Genomic DNA, 15,592 nt, shown 5'->3' with positions numbered 1-15,592 from the left:
AGGATTTCAGGAGGCTTTCAGGATGACGAGGGCATGGCGCTTTTTGCCCGCCGATAATTTGAGCTGCTGCCCCTCGAAATCATCGGCAGAAATCCGATAATTTTCGTCCTCCACGGGCTGATCATTGAGCCGCGCCCCGCCCTGGCTGATCAGGCGGCGCACTTCCTTACGCGATTGGGCTAGCCCGGCTTCGATATAAAGATCGAGGATGCTTAATCCCTCATCCGTTGATGCAGGATTATCGGATGAAGTGAGGCGCCCCGGCTCGATGACGATTTGGGGCAGGCCCTCCGCCAATGTGCCCTGCTCAAAAGTTTGGGTGGCAGTATTTTGCGCCATCAAAGCGGCATCGTCCCCGCGCGCCAGCCTTGTAGCTTCAAAGGCCAGAATTTTCTTGGCTTCATTGATTTCCGCCCCGCCCAAGGCTTCAAGCTTTGCGATTTCGGCCAGATCAATCTCGGTAAACAGGCGGAGGAAGCGGCCAACATCGGCATCGGGAACATTCCGCCAGAATTGATAATAATCATAGGCAGAGAGAGCCTCTTCATTGAGCCACACCGCCCCTTGTGCGGTTTTGCCCATTTTGCTGCCATCGGATTTGGTGATCAGGGGGCTGGTGATGCCATAAAGCTCAAGCCCATCCATGCGCCGGCTCAATTCGATGCCATTGATGATATTGCCCCACTGATCGGAACCACCCAATTGCAGGCGGCAGCCATGGCGCTTGGCGAGTTCGGCAAAATCATAGGCCTGCAGGATCATATAATTGAATTCGAGAAAGGTCATCGGCTGTTCGCGTTCCAGCCGCAGCTTCACCGAGTCAAAACTCAGCATTCTGTTGATCGTAAAATGGCGGCCCACATCACGCAAAAAACTAAGATAACCCAAGCCATCCAGCCATTCGGCATTATCAACCATCAGCCCGCCGGTGGGGCTGTCATCGAAATCGATGAAGCGGGAAAAAACCCGCTTGATCCCCGCCATATTGCTATTGATATCTTCAAGGCTCAGAAATTTGCGGGCTTCATCCCGGCCCGTGGGATCGCCAATGCGGGTGGTGCCGCCCCCCATCAGAACAATCGGCTTATGGCCCGTTTTCTGAATCCAGCGCAGCATCATGATCTGCACCAATGAGCCAACATGCAAGGACGGGGCCGTGCAATCAAAGCCGATATAAGCAGGCAGGCTTTGGCGGGCGGCCAAAGCATCGAAGGCCACATCATTGGTGCTTTGAAACAAAAAGCCGCGTTCATCAAGAACACGCATGAGATCGGATTGATAGCTCGTCATAAGGATTGATTCTTGTCAGAAATTGGGGCCAAAGATGGTGTTTGAACGAAAAAGCCCGGTTATCTAGCACGGCCTGTGCGCCGGTTGCAATTGGCCGATGCACAGCAGGGAATGGACATGACAAAGCCCGCGCCAGCCTATCGCGCCCTTGGATTGATGAGCGGAACATCCCGCGATGGCATCGATGCGGCGATCATCGAAACCGATGGCGAGGATTGGGTGCGGCCCGGTCCCTCCTGTTTTTTGCCCTATGAACCCGAACTGCGCCATGATCTGGCACAGGCGGTGGCGCGCGCCCGCCAAGGTGGATTTGGGGTGAAAACCGAAATGGCGGCTATCGAGGCCCGGATCACCACGGCGCATCAAAATGCCGTGGATAAGCTTTTGCAAAAGTCATGCCTGGCACCTGATGAAATCGATCTGATCGGCTTTCATGGCCATACCCTTTTTCATGATCCCAAAAATGGGCTGACATGGCAGATCGGCGATGCCGGGGCTTTGGCGCAGGCTTCTCAGATCGATGTGGTGGCTGATTTCCGCAGCAGGGATGTGGCCGCCGGGGGTGAGGGGGCACCGCTGGTGCCCGCCTATCATCGGGCGCTATTCCGGACCTGTGCCGATGATCGGCTCAAGGATCAGGTGGTCGCCATCCTCAATATCGGCGGGGTTGCGAATGTGACCTGGCTTGATCTCGCCCCGGATCACCCCGATAGCGCGGATGAAGCGCGGATCATGGCCTTTGATTGCGGCCCCGGCAATGCCCTGATTGATGATTGGGTCTGGCAATCCTTGGGGGTGTCTTATGACGAGGGGGGGCGGCTGGCCGCTGCGGGGCGTTCGGATGAAGGGATCATCAAGGAACTGATGGCCCATCCGTTTTTCGCGCAGCCTGCGCCCAAATCTTTGGATCGCGATGCCTTTTCCCTGCAATCTTTGAAGGGGCTATCGGCCGAGGATGGCGCGGCCACACTCACGGATTTTACGGTGCGCGCCATTGGCAAGGCCCGGGATCATTTCCCCCATCCGGTTGATGGCTGGTATGTCACCGGGGGTGGGCGGCATAATGGTAGTTTGATGCGCCAGCTTGCGGATCATCTGGCAGTGCCGGTAAAACCCGTGGAGCAGATTGGCTGGAATGGCGATGTTTTGGAAGCCGAAGCCTTTGCCTATCTGGCAGTGCGATCCAAACTGGATTTGCCAATCAGTTGGCCCCAAACCACGGGCGTGCCAAAAGCCATGAGCGGGGGACGTCTGTTCCCCCATTCATGATGTTGCTGCCAATTCTGGCATAAAATTCAACTTAAGCGCTTATCCAGATAGCGGTTCACTTCACCGATCATCTGATCGAGCTTACCTTCAAAAAAATGATCGCCGCCTTCGATGATGGCTTGATCGATGGTAATGGCTTTTTGCTGCTTAAGCTTTTCGATCAGCTTTTGGACGGCAGCGGGGGCGACAATATCATCAGCCGTGCCTTGCACCACGATCCCTGATGAAGGACAGGGCGCCAGAAAGCTGAAATCATATTTATCGGCAGGCGGTGCTACAGAAATAAAGCCCTGAATTTCCGGGCGGCGCATCAAAAGCTGCATGGAAATCCAGGCACCAAAGGAAAAGCCCGCAACCCAAGTGGCGGGCGCTTCGCTATTGAAGGTTTGCAGCCAATCCAGTGCCGATGCGGCATCCGATAGCTCGCCAATGCCTTGATCAAATTCGCCCTGCGAGCGGCCAACACCGCGAAAATTGAAGCGCAAGGTAGCAAATCCGCGCTGCGCAAAGGCATGAAACAGATGATACACCACCTTGTTATTCATGGTGCCGCCAAATTGCGGATGCGGGTGCAGGATCAGCGCAACAGGCGCATTGGCTGATTTTCCGGGTTGGTATCGGCCTTCAAGCCGACCCTCCGGACCGTTGAAAATAACATCGGGCATAGGTTTGGGGTACTCTCCGATCGGGCAATGATCACCAGGGTGCCAGCACGCAGACTCTGGAACGAACCTGCTTTATATAACCCTGTAGTACCCCGGCGCAAGCCATCGTGCAGCACCAGCCCAGCCATTGGAATTGGCAGGATGGTTTTTTTAGCTTTGAAACCGGGCTTATGACATGCCATTTCACAAGGATGAAAACAACACGCCATTATCTTGATCATAATGCCACGGCTCCGGTTTTACCTGAAGCCCGTGAAGCGGCCCTGCGCGCCATGCTTTTGGTTGGCAATCCATCTTCTGTGCATCATGAAGGGCGGGCAGCCAAACGCGAACTGGAAAAGGCGCGGGCCGAGGTGGCCGCCCTCATTTCGGCGCGGCCGCAGGATATTATTTTTACATCCGGCGGCACCGAAGCCAATCATCTGGCCCTGCGCGGCCTGCGCCTGCCTAAAAACGCGGATGGGGCAAAGGATGCGGCTGCTTTCCGCCCCCTGATCATCAATGCCACCGAGCATGAAAGCGTGCTGGCGGCAGCTTCGGCGCTGGATGGGCGGCCGGATACTGATGGGGTGACACGCAATCAGATGGCCCTTTGCCCGGTGGATCAGGATGGTTTGATCGATTTTGCGGCCCTGCGCCATTGTTTGGCTGAAAGCTCCGGCCCTGCGCTCGTCTCGATCATGCTGGCCAATAATGAAACCGGCGTGATCCAGCCCATCGCCGCCATCGCCCGTATCGTGCATGAGGCGGGCGGGCTTTTGCATTGCGATGCGGTGCAGGGGCTGGGCCGCCTGCCCATTGATGTGGGGGCGGCGGATGGCCCTGATTGCATCAGCTTTTCGGCTCATAAAATTGGCGCTTTGAAGGGCGTGGGTTGCCTGTGGTTGCGCCCCGCTTTGGGGCTGATGCCGTTCATCACCGGGGGGGGGCAGGAACAGGGGCGTCGATCGGGCACGGAAAATCTTCCTGCTATCGCAAGTTTTGGCGCCGCCGCCCTTCACGCTCGCCAGCAATTGGGTGCAATGAAGGGGATTGCCGCCCTGCGCAGTTATCTGGAACAAAGGCTGGCCGAAATCGCGCCAGAGGCTGAAATTTATGGCCGGGCGGTGGAAAGGATTGCCAATACCAGCGCCATTCGGATGCCCGGCTTATCTGCGGAAACCCAGGTGATGAGCTTTGATCTTGAGGGCATTGCGGTCAGTTCCGGTGCGGCCTGCTCATCGGGAAAAGTGCGGACCAGCCATGTGTTGAAAGCCATGGGGGCCGCATCACAGGCGTGTGGCGAGGTGATCCGCCTGAGCATGGGTGTGCAAAACACCATGGAAGATATCGAACGGTTTTTGGAGGTGTGGAAAAAGATTTATGATCGCGCCCGATCCCGTCGCCCTCTGTCGATGAGTTGATCTTGCAGACTGAAGCTGAGGGGGGCGAGCCATTTTCGATGAAGCCAGGACTTGTGAAATGCCTGTGAAGCGTCCGATCTATCTGGATTTTCAAGCCACAACCCCCCTTGATGAACGGGTTTATGCAGCAATGACGCCATGGTTTGGGGCAGGGTTTGGCAATCCCCATTCCACCACCCATCGTTTTGGCTGGGAAGCCGCTGCGGCCATTGATGAAGCCCGCAAGGCGGTGGCGCAGGTGATTGCGGCCGATCCCCGGGCGGTTTTTTTCACGTCCGGGGCAACGGAATCCAATAATCTGGCCATCAAAGGCGTGATGGAGGCCATGCTTTCGGTAAAGCCCGAACTGATCGTGCCGGTGACCGAACATAAATGCGTGCTGGAATCCGCTTTGGCGATGGAGCGCCGGGGCGCACATGTCAAATGGTTGCCGGTGGGGCGCGATGGCCTGATCGATCTGGATCAGTTGGCCAGCCTTATCACGGATCGCACAGCCCTTGTTTCGGTGATGGCGTTGAATAATGAAATCGGGGTGATCCAGCCTTTGGCCGAAATTGGGGCCCTGTGCCATCGGAAAGGCGTTTATTTCCATTGTGATGCGGCTCAGGCTTTTGGCAAAATTCCTCTTGATATCAAGGCGATGAACATCGATCTTTTGAGCATTTCAGGCCACAAGATCTATGGCCCCAAAGGGGTGGGGGCGATTTTCATGCGGCGATCCCGGCCCCGGGTGCGGTTCGTGCCGCAAATGTCGGGGGGTGGGCAGGAAGAAGGGGTCCGGTCGGGCACTTTATCCCCGGCCTTATGTGTGGGATTGGGGGAGGCAAGCCGCCTGGCCACCCAACAAATGGACGAAGATCGCCGCCATGTGCGCAGGCTTTCGCAACGATTTCTTGAAGGATTGCGGCAGGCGCATCCGGGGATTTTGATCAATGGCGATCTGGAAAAGCGCTATGAGGGCAATCTCAATCTCTCCTTTCCCGGGATTGATGGGGATCGGCTCTTGTCTGGCCTGCGCGATCTGGCGGTGTCATCAGGGGCGGCCTGTGCCTCGGCCACATCGGGGCCATCCTACGTCCTCCGCGCCATCGGGCGTTCGCGTGCCGAGAGTTTATCATCGATCCGCTTTGGCTTTGGCCGGACGACGAGTATCGAAGAAATTAATTTCGCATACGAAACGATCAATCATGTGATTGATGAAATGGGGGGTCTCAAAAGCGGGGATCGCGCTCAATGACTATGAAACCGGATCATATCGAGATCATCTTTGTGGCCGGGGATGGCCAATCCCGCAGAAAGGTGGAGGCCCCCATCGGGATATCATTGATGAAACTGGCGCATCTTTATGGCGTGGATGTGGAAGGGGCCTGTGGCGGCAATCTTGCCTGTTCCACATGCCATATGATCTTTTCCCCGCAGGATTTTTCCAGATTACCGCCCATGAGCGAGGATGAAGACGATCTGCTTGATCTGACGCCGGGTGTCACCCCAACATCGAGGCTAGGCTGCCAGATCATCACCGGGCCGGATTATGATGGGCTGGTGATCAAACTACCCCCCGATCATGATGAAGATTGGGGCTGAATAAACAATGGGCTGGGATGACAAAGCCGGCGAAAGCCAAGCCGGGGGATTAAAATAACATGCCAAAAACGCTCTTGATCATTGATGATTTTTTGCAGAATGCCGATGAAATCCGCGCGGCAGGCTTGGCGGTTGATTATCCTCTGCCGGAAGAAAAGCGCAATTTTCCGGGCAGAAATTCCGATAAAAGGCTGCTGATCGATGGGTTGGATCAGGAAATTTCCCGCCTTGTGGGCGAACCTTTGATGCCCACTCCGGGCACAGGTCATGGAAAGTTTCGTCTGGCTCTTGAAGGCGAAGAAGGGGCGGGAAAGGTTCATGTTGATCCGCAATGTGTGTGGTCGGGAATTCTTTATCTCAGTCGTCCGGAAGATTGCCAGGGCGGCACGGATTTCTTTCGTCATATACCCACAGGGCTTGATCATGCGCCTTATACCAATGCGCAGTTGGCGGCCGCAGGATTGAACAGCTTTCAGGATATTTCCGACAAAATTCTGCTGCCCGATAGTAGAAATATGGAAAAATGGGAGCCTATCATGCGGGTGCCCATGCGCTTTAACCGGTTGGTTTTATTGCGTCCATGGTATTGGCATACGGCAGGGCCGGGATTTGGTCGGGATGTTGTGTCTGGCCGTTTAGTTTATCTGATGTTTTTTCAAAATCAACAAACACTTTGAAAGGTTTAATATGATTAAGGTCCATCATCTCAATGAATCCCGCTCGCAGCGGATTTTATGGCTGCTTGAAGAATTGGGGGCTGAATATGAAATCCAGCATTGGACCCGGGATGCGGAAACTCGCTTTGCCCCCGCAGGATTAAAAGCCATCCATCCTTTGGGAAAATCCCCGGTGATCGAAGATGGCGATCTGGTTATCGCTGAATCGGCGGCCATCGTTGACTATCTGGCCCAGCTTTATGGCCAGGGCGCGCTGATCCCTAAAACCGATCATCCTGATCATTGGGCGCATCAGCAATGGCTGCATTTTGCTGAAGGATCGGCCATCCTGCCGTTCCTTTTGGGGTTATATGTGGGAAAACTGGGCGAAGCAGGTGCGCCTTTGGGGCCAAGAATAAACAGCGAAATCAATAATGTGCTTGATTATCTTGAGGCAGCACTGGAAGGCCGCGATTTTATCATGGGCGATGATCTGAGCGCGGCTGATTTCATGCTGATTTTCATTGCCGAAATCGCCCAAAGCAGTGGACGGCTGAAAGAACGCCCGAATCTGAGCGGCTATGTCGCCCGCATCCAAAAGCGCCCGGCTTATATCCGCGCTTTGAAAGCCGGTGGCCCCTATAGCTTTGCGGCCACCCCATCCAATTAAGCCTTTTGGCGGGGGCGTGTTTTCCATTCCTTGAAATGGACCATGCCCCCGTTTTCCTGATAATCAGGGCGGAGCATTTCCAGAAAAAGCGGCGCGATATCAGCCGGTTTTGCCAGGGTTTCAGGATCTTCACCGGGAAAGGCTTTCGCCCGCATACCGGTGCGGATCGGGCCGGGATCGATCAGATTGACCCTGACCGCCGTTTTGGCACATTCTGCGGCATAGATTTCAACCATTTTTTCCAAGGCGGCCTTGGTTGTGGCATAAAGCCCCCAATAAGGCACAGCCTTGTGCGCGGCCCCTGATGTGACAAACAGGGCGCGCCCGGCATCCGATTGCCGCAAAAGCGGATCAAGGCTGCGGATCAGGCGCCAATTGGCGGTCACATTCACGGCCATCACCTCATCCCATTCCTTGGGAGCGAGATGACCAAGGGGTGAAAGCGACCCCAAAAGCCCGGCATTGCCCACCAGAATATCCAGCTTTCCCCAGCGTTCATAAAGGGCAGCCCCCAAACGATCGATCCCATCATAATCTGTGAGATCAAGAGGCGTGAGCGTTACCGAGCCGCCCATCGCCCGGATGTCATCATCCAGTTCTTCCAAAGCGCCCACGCTGCGGGGCCGCGCCAAAGCAACGATATGCGCCCCTTGGGCGGCCAAAGCTTTGGCAACGGCATAGCCGATCCCCCGTGAAGCGCCGGTAACGACGGCAATCCGATCCTTTAATAAAGCCATTTTTGCTATCCGCTGGTTTCAGGGGGCCACAAATAACGCAAGTTCCTGATCGCGATCATTTTCCTGATCGGTCAGATGCGTTGGATAATCCCCGCTAAAGCAGGCATCGCAATATTGTGGCTGTTGGTTATTACGGCCTTCGGGAAGAAGACAGGCATGATAAAGGCCATCGATGGAAACGAAAGCCAGAGAATCGGCATGGATATAATCGCGCATGGCATCGATATCCATGCGGGCGGCCAAAAGCTTTGAACGTTCGGGGGTATCGACCCCATAAAAGCAGCTATGGCGTGTGGGTGGGCTGGCGATCCGCATATGCACCTCACGCGCGCCCGCCTGCCGTACCATATCAACGATTTTGAGCGATGTGGTGCCGCGGACGATGGAATCATCAACCAGAATGACGCGCTTGCCTTCGATTTGCCAGCGATTGGCATTATGCTTCAACCGAACCCCCAAATGGCGGATATGATCCGATGGCTCGATGAAGGTGCGCCCCACATAATGATTGCGAATGATCCCCAGTTCAAAGGGAATGCCCGATTGTGCCGCATAGCCGATGGCCGCCGGCACCCCGGAATCGGGAACCGGGATCACCACATCGGCATCCACGGGCGCTTCGCGCGCCAGTTCGGCCCCGATGCGTTTGCGCACATCATAAACCGAAAGGCCATCCACCAGGCTGTCGGGCCGCGAGAAATAAACATGCTCGAAAATACAGGGGCGGGGATTTTGCGGAGAGAAAGGCTTGATCGATTTGACGGTTTGCGCGCTTCCCTCACCACTGATGATAACGATTTCCCCCGGTTCGATTTCGCGCACATAATGCGCCCCTAAAATATCGAGGGCACAGGTTTCCGAACACAGAATGTGGGAGTCGCCCAGCTTACCCATCACCAGCGGGCGCACGCCCAAAGGATCGCGCATCCCAAACAGCCCATCGCGCGTCAGAATCACAAGAGAATAGGCCCCTTCGATCTTGCGCAGGGCATCGATCAGCTTGTCATAAAGCGAACGATAAGTGGATGTGGCAACCAGATGAATGATCACCTCGCTATCGGACGTGGATTGAAAGATCGAGCCATGACGCACAAGCTGCCGACGCAAATGCCAGGCATTGGTGAGATTGCCATTATGCGAAACCGCAAAGCCACCGGTGGCCAGATCGGCAAAAAGCGGCTGCACATTGCGCATGGAACTGCCGCCCGCCGTGGAATAGCGCACATGCCCGATGGCGCTGTGGCCCTTCAGGGTATCGATCAGCTTCTGGCTGGTAAAATTATCGGCAACATGGCCCAATTGGCGTTGGGAAACGAAATGCGTGCCATCAAAAGCGGTGATCCCCGCCGCTTCCTGCCCGCGATGCTGCAGGGCATGAAGGCCCAAGGCCGTATGGGCGGCGGCATCTTCGGTGCCGATGATCCCAAAGACGCCGCATTCTTCATGCAGCTTATCATCATCGAAAGGCGAGGTGATGAGGGGCGCTTTATGCGGCGATTGGCTCATGTCTTGATCTGATCCCGAATGAGCTGCCCTTAAAGCAGGCTTGACTGTTCCAGACCTAAGCCGATCCTGTTCGGCTTCAAGATCTATTCTGTGCCTTCCTATACGCCCAGAGCCTGCCGGTGAAAAGACGTTTCCCTGCAAAAATCACATCAAATCGAGCTATGGGTTTTTGGCTTCAGGTTTTGAATTTTGCGTATCGTCTTGGGATTTCAGCAATTCTTCGAGCTTTTGGTTCATCATCTGTCTTTGGGCATCTTCATAAGCCGGTTCAACCACATCGCGCAGGCGCCGGCTTCCGCTATCATAGCTTTTGCGCATCTGCTGCAACAGCGCCTCGCCGGTCCGATCCTGTTCCACTGTGCGAAAAATTTCCGGTCCGGTTTTTGCCACCATGGTGGCGCCATAGGCAACGATGGGCTTGAAGCGCGCCTGTTGCACCCAATCGGGATAGCGCTTTTCCCCTAGGGTTGCGGAAAAAAACAGATAGGTGGAAGAAATCAGGATCGCCCCCAAAATCAGGCCCAAAGCCGCGCCAAGGGAACGATCAAGAAACCCCACGGGCCCTGCGCGCACCCGCCCGCCAATGAAATTCGCCACGATCTTGAGGATGACAAGGCTTGCGATGAACAAAACGGGCAGGGCGATGAAATCGGCCAGGGTGGGCGGTTCGATCAGGTCGCGGGCAAAGCGCGATACTGTGGGCATGGCATAAAGGGTGATCAGGATGGCCCCGATCCAGGCCAGAACAGAGAGCAGCATCGTGGTGAACCCGCGAAAGATGGCATAAAGGAAAAAGCCCGCCATCACGATCAGAACCAGGATATCAAATGCCGTCATCGATTCCGACATGGCGTCCTCATTTCAATGCACCAAGGATTTTTGCGGGCCTCATCTCGGTTACCTTCCGTGTTTGTGGCCTGAAAAAACCGCCTTTGTCCAGTGCTCGATTAAGCAAGATGCAAAGCCCGTTCATCGGGGGCAAACAGATCGACCAGTTCATGCAAACGCCCGAAATTTTCGATGCAAAGGCCCGTTGCCCCCGCCTTGGTGCCGTTGGGGATCAGGGCTTTGGTAAAGCCCAGCTTTTCGGCTTCTTTAAGGCGGGCTTCGGCCTGGGTTACCGGGCGCACATCCCCCGACAGGCTGATTTCACCGAAAATAACCGTTTCCTGTGGCACCGGCACCCCCGACATGGATGAAATCAGAGCTGCCGCCACCGCCAGATCCGCCGCTGGCTCGCCCACCTTCAGCCCACCAGCCACATTGAGATAAATATCTGATCCCGATAAGCCCAGCCCACAGCGGGCATCGAGAACAGCCAGGATCATCGCCAAACGCCCGGAATCCCAGCCCACCACCGCGCGCCTTGGGTTGGCCGCAGAATTGGACGCCACCAGCGCCTGAATTTCCACCAGCAAAGGGCGCGATCCTTCAATCCCGGCAAAAACCGCCGACCCCGCCACGGCGGAGGCGCGATCCGATAAAAAAAGCTGCGAAGGATTGGAAACTTCCGATAGCCCCATGCCGGTCATTTCAAAAACACCGATCTCGTCCGTGCCGCCAAAACGGTTTTTGACACTGCGCAAAATGCGATATTGATGGCCGCGCTCGCCTTCGAAATAAAGCACGGTATCAACCATATGCTCTAAAACCCGGGGGCCGGCGATCTGCCCATCCTTGGTGACATGGCCCACGATCAGCATGATGGTTCCACGGCTTTTGGCATAGGCGATCAATTCTGCGGCCGAAGCCCGCACCTGAGCCACGGTTCCCGGCGCGGAATCGAGCTGATCGGAAAACACGGTCTGGATAGAATCGATGACCAGAACCGCAGGCGGCTTCTTCTGATCCAATGTGGTGAGAATATCGCGCAGATTGGTGGCCGATCCCAAATCCATGGGGGCATCGCGCAGGGCCAGCCGATCCGCCCGCATCTGCACCTGTGCTGTGGCTTCTTCGCCTGAGATATAAACGCAATGATGGCCCCGTTTTGAAAGGGCGGCCACCGCCTGCAAGAGCAGGGTGGATTTGCCAATGCCGGGATCGCCGCCGATGAGCAGAGCCGAGCCGGAGACAAGACCGCCGCCGGTTGCGCGATCAAATTCGGCAATGCCGCTCATGATCCGGGGCGGGCTGATGCTGGGCTGATCCAGCCCCACCAGTTCGATCTTCCGCCCCCGCGAGGGGCCAAGGCCCTTGGGCCGCCCCGATCCGCCAAGGCCGGTTTCCTCGATGATCGCGCTCCATTCCTGGCACTGATCGCAGCGGCCCTGCCATTTGCGATAGCTCGCACCACAGGATTGGCAGACAAATTGTGTTGTTGTTTTCACCATTGGGCGATGTTAGCGTTTTGTTCTTATTTTTCCAAGGGCGAAATCGATGAAAACCCGAAAAATCAGCCCATCAGCCGATCCCAGCCGATTAATGAGAGCGCAGGGCCATTTTGATCGGCCCTTCAGCGCGCCCATGAATGAATTGATCGACATAAGCATTGCCGGATTGATCGATATCCGCTTTGCTGCCATGCCAGATGATCTTGCCATCATAAAGCATGCCCAGATTATCCGCGATCTTGCGGGCGCTGGCCATATCATGGGTGATGGTGACGGTGGTGGCCCCCAGATCGCGCACACATTCCACGATCAGATCATTGATCACATCGGCCATGATGGGATCGAGGCCGGTGGTGGGCTCATCGAAAAAGATGATTTCAGGCTCAGACGCAATGGCCCGGGCCAGGCCCACACGCTTTTTCATGCCGCCTGAAAGCTCATCAGGGTGCAGATCCGCCACATCGGATTGCAGCCCCACCCGTTTGAGCTTTTCAAGGGCGATGTTTTTGGCTTCCGCCCGCCCCATGCCCTGGGCTTTCATCAGACCGAAAGCCACATTTTCCCAGACTTTAAGGCTATCGAACAGGGCAGCCCCCTGAAACAGCATGCCAAATTTCGACATCTGCTTTTGCCGATCTTTCTGGCTGCGGGTGAGCACATCCTGACCATCGATGCGGATGGTGCCTTCATCGGGGGTCAAAAGGCCGATGATGCATTTGAGCAAAACCGATTTGCCGGTGCCCGATCCGCCGATGACCACGAGGCTTTCGCCCTTGGCAACGCTGAGATCGAGCCCATCCAGCACGATTTTGGGTCCAAAGCGTTTTTTAACGCCTGAGAGTTCGATTTTAGGCGCGGTGCTCATGATTGGAAAACCGTGATGGTGATGATCAGATTGGCAAGTAAAATGAGAATGAAGGCCGAAACCACGGCATTGGTGGTGGCCCGGCCCACACCCTGTGCCCCGCCGGTGGAATAATAGCCGTGATAGCAGCCCATCAGGGCGATGACGAACCCGAAAACCGCCGCCTTCACAAGGGATGAGACGATATCGGTGACTTCAAGAAAATTCATCGTCACCGTGAGATAGCTGCCGGGATTGAATCCCAGCCTTTGGGTGGCGACCAGAAAACCGCCAAAAACCCCGATGATATTAGCGACGATGACCAGACCGGGCAGGGTGACGACACCTGCGATGAGGCGCGGCACCACAAGATATTTATAAGGATTGGTCGATAAGGTGACGAGGGCATCGATCTGTTCGGTCACCCGCATGGTGCCAATCTCTGCCGCCATTGCTGAAGACACCCGACCCGCCACCATCAGCCCCCCTAAAACCGGGCCCAGCTCGCGCACGATGGCAATCACCACCACGGCGGCCATGGTGCTTTCGGCATTGAAGCGTTCCGATCCCACATAGATCTGCTGGGCAAGGGCGGCGCCGGTAAACAAGGCCGTAAGCCCCACAACGGGAAGGGAATTATAACCGATGACCATCATCTGCTGGCCGATGTTTTTCAAAAACAAGGGCGGCAAAACCAGATGCCGAAGCGCATGGCTCGCAAAGATGGCCAAGCGCCCCAATGCCGCCAGACCTTCAAGGGTGAGGCGCCCGATGATGGCAAAAATGTTCATTGCCCGAAAATCCCTTTGCGGATGAACGTTTTATGGTTGTGCAGACTGATCCTGAACAGGCGCAAAGCGGCTGATGGATATTCGGGAGTGTGCATGATCCACTATGATCCGAGGCTAAGGCCGATAAACGGCACTGTTATCACGATAATTTGGGCGGGACATTAGAGGAGCCGCAGGCATTGGTCAATTCACGGCCCTGTGGGGTTTGGGCGGTTCCCCACCAAAGCCCCTAACCAATGCGTTCGGCGGTATATTCGGGTACGGCTTCATCCGTAAAGCGGGTTGTTTCCTTGATGAAGCGCAAACGCACCGTGCCCGTGGGGCCATGGCGCTGCTTGCTGACGATGACCTCGGCCAGACCACGTGCCCGTTCCATGGAGTCCATCCATTCGGCAAATTTTTTCTCGTCACCCTCATCGGGCTTGGCCTGTTCTTTATAATATTCATCGCGATAGACGAACATCACGATATCGGAATCCTGTTCGATCGAGCCTGATTCGCGCAAGTCCGATAATTGCGGGCGCTTGTTTTCGCGGCTTTCAACGGTTCGGCTCAATTGCGAAAGGGCAATCACCGGCACATCCAGCTTTTTAGCCAGGGCCTTCAAACCCCGGGTGATTTCAGAAATTTCCTGCACCCGGCTTTCGGCGCGGGCTGCCGATCCGCTCAGCAATTGCAGATAATCCACGATCACAAGGCCGATATTATGCAGCCGCTTCAGGCGTCGGGCACGGGTATAGACACCGGCAATCGACAGGGCTGCGGTATCATCAATATAAAGGGGCAGATTTTCGATTTCCTGCACTGCGCGGGTCAGATCTTCAAATTGCCGGTCGGTCAGGCGGCCCCGGCGCATTTCTTCGGATTTGATATTGGCGCGATCCGAAACAATGCGGGCCGCCAATTGATCGGCGGACATTTCCAATGAGAAAAAAGCCACCGCCGCCCCACGGGATCGTTTCGGCTCAACGCCATTTTCGCGATCTTCCAGCCAGCGCATGGCGGCATTATAGGCGATATTGGTCGCAAGCGAGGTTTTCCCCATGGCCGGGCGACCGGCAAGGATCAAAAGATCGGTTTTATGAAGCCCGCCAATCTGGGCATCCAATGCCTTTAAACCGGTAGAGACGCCGGAAATCTTGTCGGGGTCTTTATAGGCGGCCTCGGCGGCTTCGAGGGCTTTATAGATCGCCGTGCGAAAAGGCGTGAAGGAACTGTTGGCGCTGCCGGTTTGGGCCAGATCGAACAGCCGGGATTCCGCTGCTTCCAATTGCCCCTCACCGGAATCCGATGGATCGGCATCATAAGCGGTGATCACCATATCCTGGCCCACCGAGATGAGGGCGCGGCGCAAGGCCAGATCGCGCAAAGTGCGGGCATAATCGGTGGCATTGATGATGGTGGCCGCCGATGCCGCCAATCGCGCCAGATAGGTGCCGCCGCCCATCTCGGCCAGGGCTTCATCCTGATCGAAAAAGGGGCGCAGCTTCACCGGATCGGCAGTATGATCGCGATCAATCAGGCGCAGGATCATATCATAGATGCGGCCATGAACCGGCTCGTGGAAATGTTCCGGCTGCAAAAATTCGCGCACCTGCTCGGCGGCTTCATTATTCACCAGCATTGCCCCCAGAAGCGCCTGCTCGATTTCCAGATTGCTCGGCGGCTGCCGATAATCCAAAGACTCGGGCGATGGCTGCTCGTGGGTGGCCCCGGGATGCAGGGTGACAGTTTTGTGATTGTGTTCTGACATGGCGCCCTTGATGCCATGGCTTTGCCCCAACCGCAAAGCATAAGAAATCAGGAAGTTATCCACAGGCTGTTAACTTCGGGGAGAAGTCAGG

At 55.8% G+C, this 15,592-nt stretch carries 15 protein-coding genes; 6 read left to right on the top strand and 9 right to left on the bottom strand.

The features are described 5' to 3' along the window. Positions 1-6: 6 nt before the first annotated feature. Entirely contained in the window at positions 7-1,290 is a 1,284-nt protein-coding gene (tyrS, locus tag QK300_RS06325; protein WP_281300887.1) for a tyrosine--tRNA ligase, read from the bottom strand. 117 nt (positions 1,291-1,407) lie between these two features. Here tyrS and QK300_RS06320 point away from each other — a divergent pair, with 117 nt between their 5' ends. Then, entirely contained in the window at positions 1,408-2,559 is a 1,152-nt protein-coding gene (locus tag QK300_RS06320; RefSeq protein ID WP_281300888.1) for an anhydro-N-acetylmuramic acid kinase, read from the top strand. Between the two features lie 26 nt (positions 2,560-2,585). Here QK300_RS06320 and QK300_RS06315 read toward each other — a convergent pair whose 3' ends face one another. Continuing rightward, positions 2,586-3,224, bottom strand: a complete 639-nt coding sequence (locus QK300_RS06315; protein ID WP_042086199.1) for an alpha/beta hydrolase — start codon at positions 3,222-3,224, stop codon at positions 2,586-2,588. Between the two features lie 191 nt (positions 3,225-3,415). Here QK300_RS06315 and QK300_RS06310 point away from each other — a divergent pair, with 191 nt between their 5' ends. Genes QK300_RS06310 through QK300_RS06290 form a run of 5 tightly spaced genes read left to right on the top strand, consistent with a single transcriptional unit; the run spans position 3,416 to position 7,537 of the window. Beyond that, positions 3,416-4,627, top strand: a complete 1,212-nt coding sequence (locus QK300_RS06310) for a cysteine desulfurase family protein (RefSeq protein ID WP_281300889.1) — start codon at positions 3,416-3,418, stop codon at positions 4,625-4,627. A gap of 58 nt (positions 4,628-4,685) precedes the next feature. Continuing rightward, positions 4,686-5,864, top strand: coding sequence for an aminotransferase class V-fold PLP-dependent enzyme (locus QK300_RS06305; protein ID WP_281300890.1), 1,179 nt, complete (start codon positions 4,686-4,688; stop codon positions 5,862-5,864). Then, positions 5,861-6,211, top strand: coding sequence for a 2Fe-2S iron-sulfur cluster-binding protein (locus QK300_RS06300; RefSeq protein WP_281300891.1), 351 nt, complete (start codon positions 5,861-5,863; stop codon positions 6,209-6,211). Before QK300_RS06305 ends, QK300_RS06300 begins: the two co-directional genes overlap by 4 nt. A gap of 59 nt (positions 6,212-6,270) precedes the next feature. Beyond that, positions 6,271-6,888 carry a DUF6445 family protein gene (locus QK300_RS06295; RefSeq protein WP_281300892.1) on the top strand — a complete coding sequence of 206 codons (618 nt, stop codon included), beginning with the start codon at positions 6,271-6,273 and terminating at the stop codon, positions 6,886-6,888. Positions 6,889-6,898: 10 nt separating this feature from the next. Then, positions 6,899-7,537 (top strand): glutathione S-transferase family protein, encoded by a 639-nt coding sequence (locus QK300_RS06290; RefSeq protein WP_042086197.1) that lies wholly within the window; start codon positions 6,899-6,901, stop codon positions 7,535-7,537. Here the strand turns inward: QK300_RS06290 and QK300_RS06285 are convergent. The 7 genes from QK300_RS06285 to QK300_RS06255 form a co-directional block, all read right to left on the bottom strand. Then, entirely contained in the window at positions 7,534-8,274 is a 741-nt protein-coding gene (locus QK300_RS06285; protein WP_281300893.1) for an SDR family NAD(P)-dependent oxidoreductase, read from the bottom strand. The genes QK300_RS06290 and QK300_RS06285 overlap by 4 nt on opposite strands. 18 nt (positions 8,275-8,292) lie before the next feature. Beyond that, entirely contained in the window at positions 8,293-9,780 is a 1,488-nt protein-coding gene (gene purF, locus QK300_RS06280; RefSeq protein ID WP_281300894.1) for an amidophosphoribosyltransferase, read from the bottom strand. Positions 9,781-9,939: 159 nt separating this feature from the next. After that, positions 9,940-10,629, bottom strand: a complete 690-nt coding sequence (locus QK300_RS06275) for a CvpA family protein (protein WP_281300895.1) — start codon at positions 10,627-10,629, stop codon at positions 9,940-9,942. A gap of 98 nt (positions 10,630-10,727) precedes the next feature. Beyond that, positions 10,728-12,113: a DNA repair protein RadA gene (gene radA / locus QK300_RS06270; RefSeq protein ID WP_281300896.1), complete on the bottom strand. Its 1,386-nt coding sequence runs from the start codon at positions 12,111-12,113 to the stop codon at positions 10,728-10,730. Between the two features lie 88 nt (positions 12,114-12,201). Further along, entirely contained in the window at positions 12,202-12,978 is a 777-nt protein-coding gene (locus QK300_RS06265) for an ATP-binding cassette domain-containing protein (RefSeq protein WP_281300897.1), read from the bottom strand. Next, a complete protein-coding gene (locus QK300_RS06260; protein ID WP_281300898.1) occupies positions 12,975-13,748 on the bottom strand; it encodes an ABC transporter permease in 774 nt (257 codons plus the stop codon). Before QK300_RS06260 ends, QK300_RS06265 begins: the two co-directional genes overlap by 4 nt. Before the next feature lie 229 nt (positions 13,749-13,977). Further along, positions 13,978-15,501, bottom strand: a complete 1,524-nt coding sequence (locus QK300_RS06255; RefSeq protein WP_281300899.1) for a replicative DNA helicase — start codon at positions 15,499-15,501, stop codon at positions 13,978-13,980. Positions 15,502-15,592: the final 91 nt, after the last annotated feature.

The organism is Iodidimonas sp. MBR-22 (assembly GCF_029946565.1).
In the GTDB taxonomy this organism is placed as follows: domain Bacteria; phylum Pseudomonadota; class Alphaproteobacteria; order Sphingomonadales; family Rhodothalassiaceae; genus Iodidimonas; species Iodidimonas nitroreducens.
Note: the sequence above shows the minus strand (reverse complement) of the source record. Positions and strands in the feature narration are given on the sequence as shown.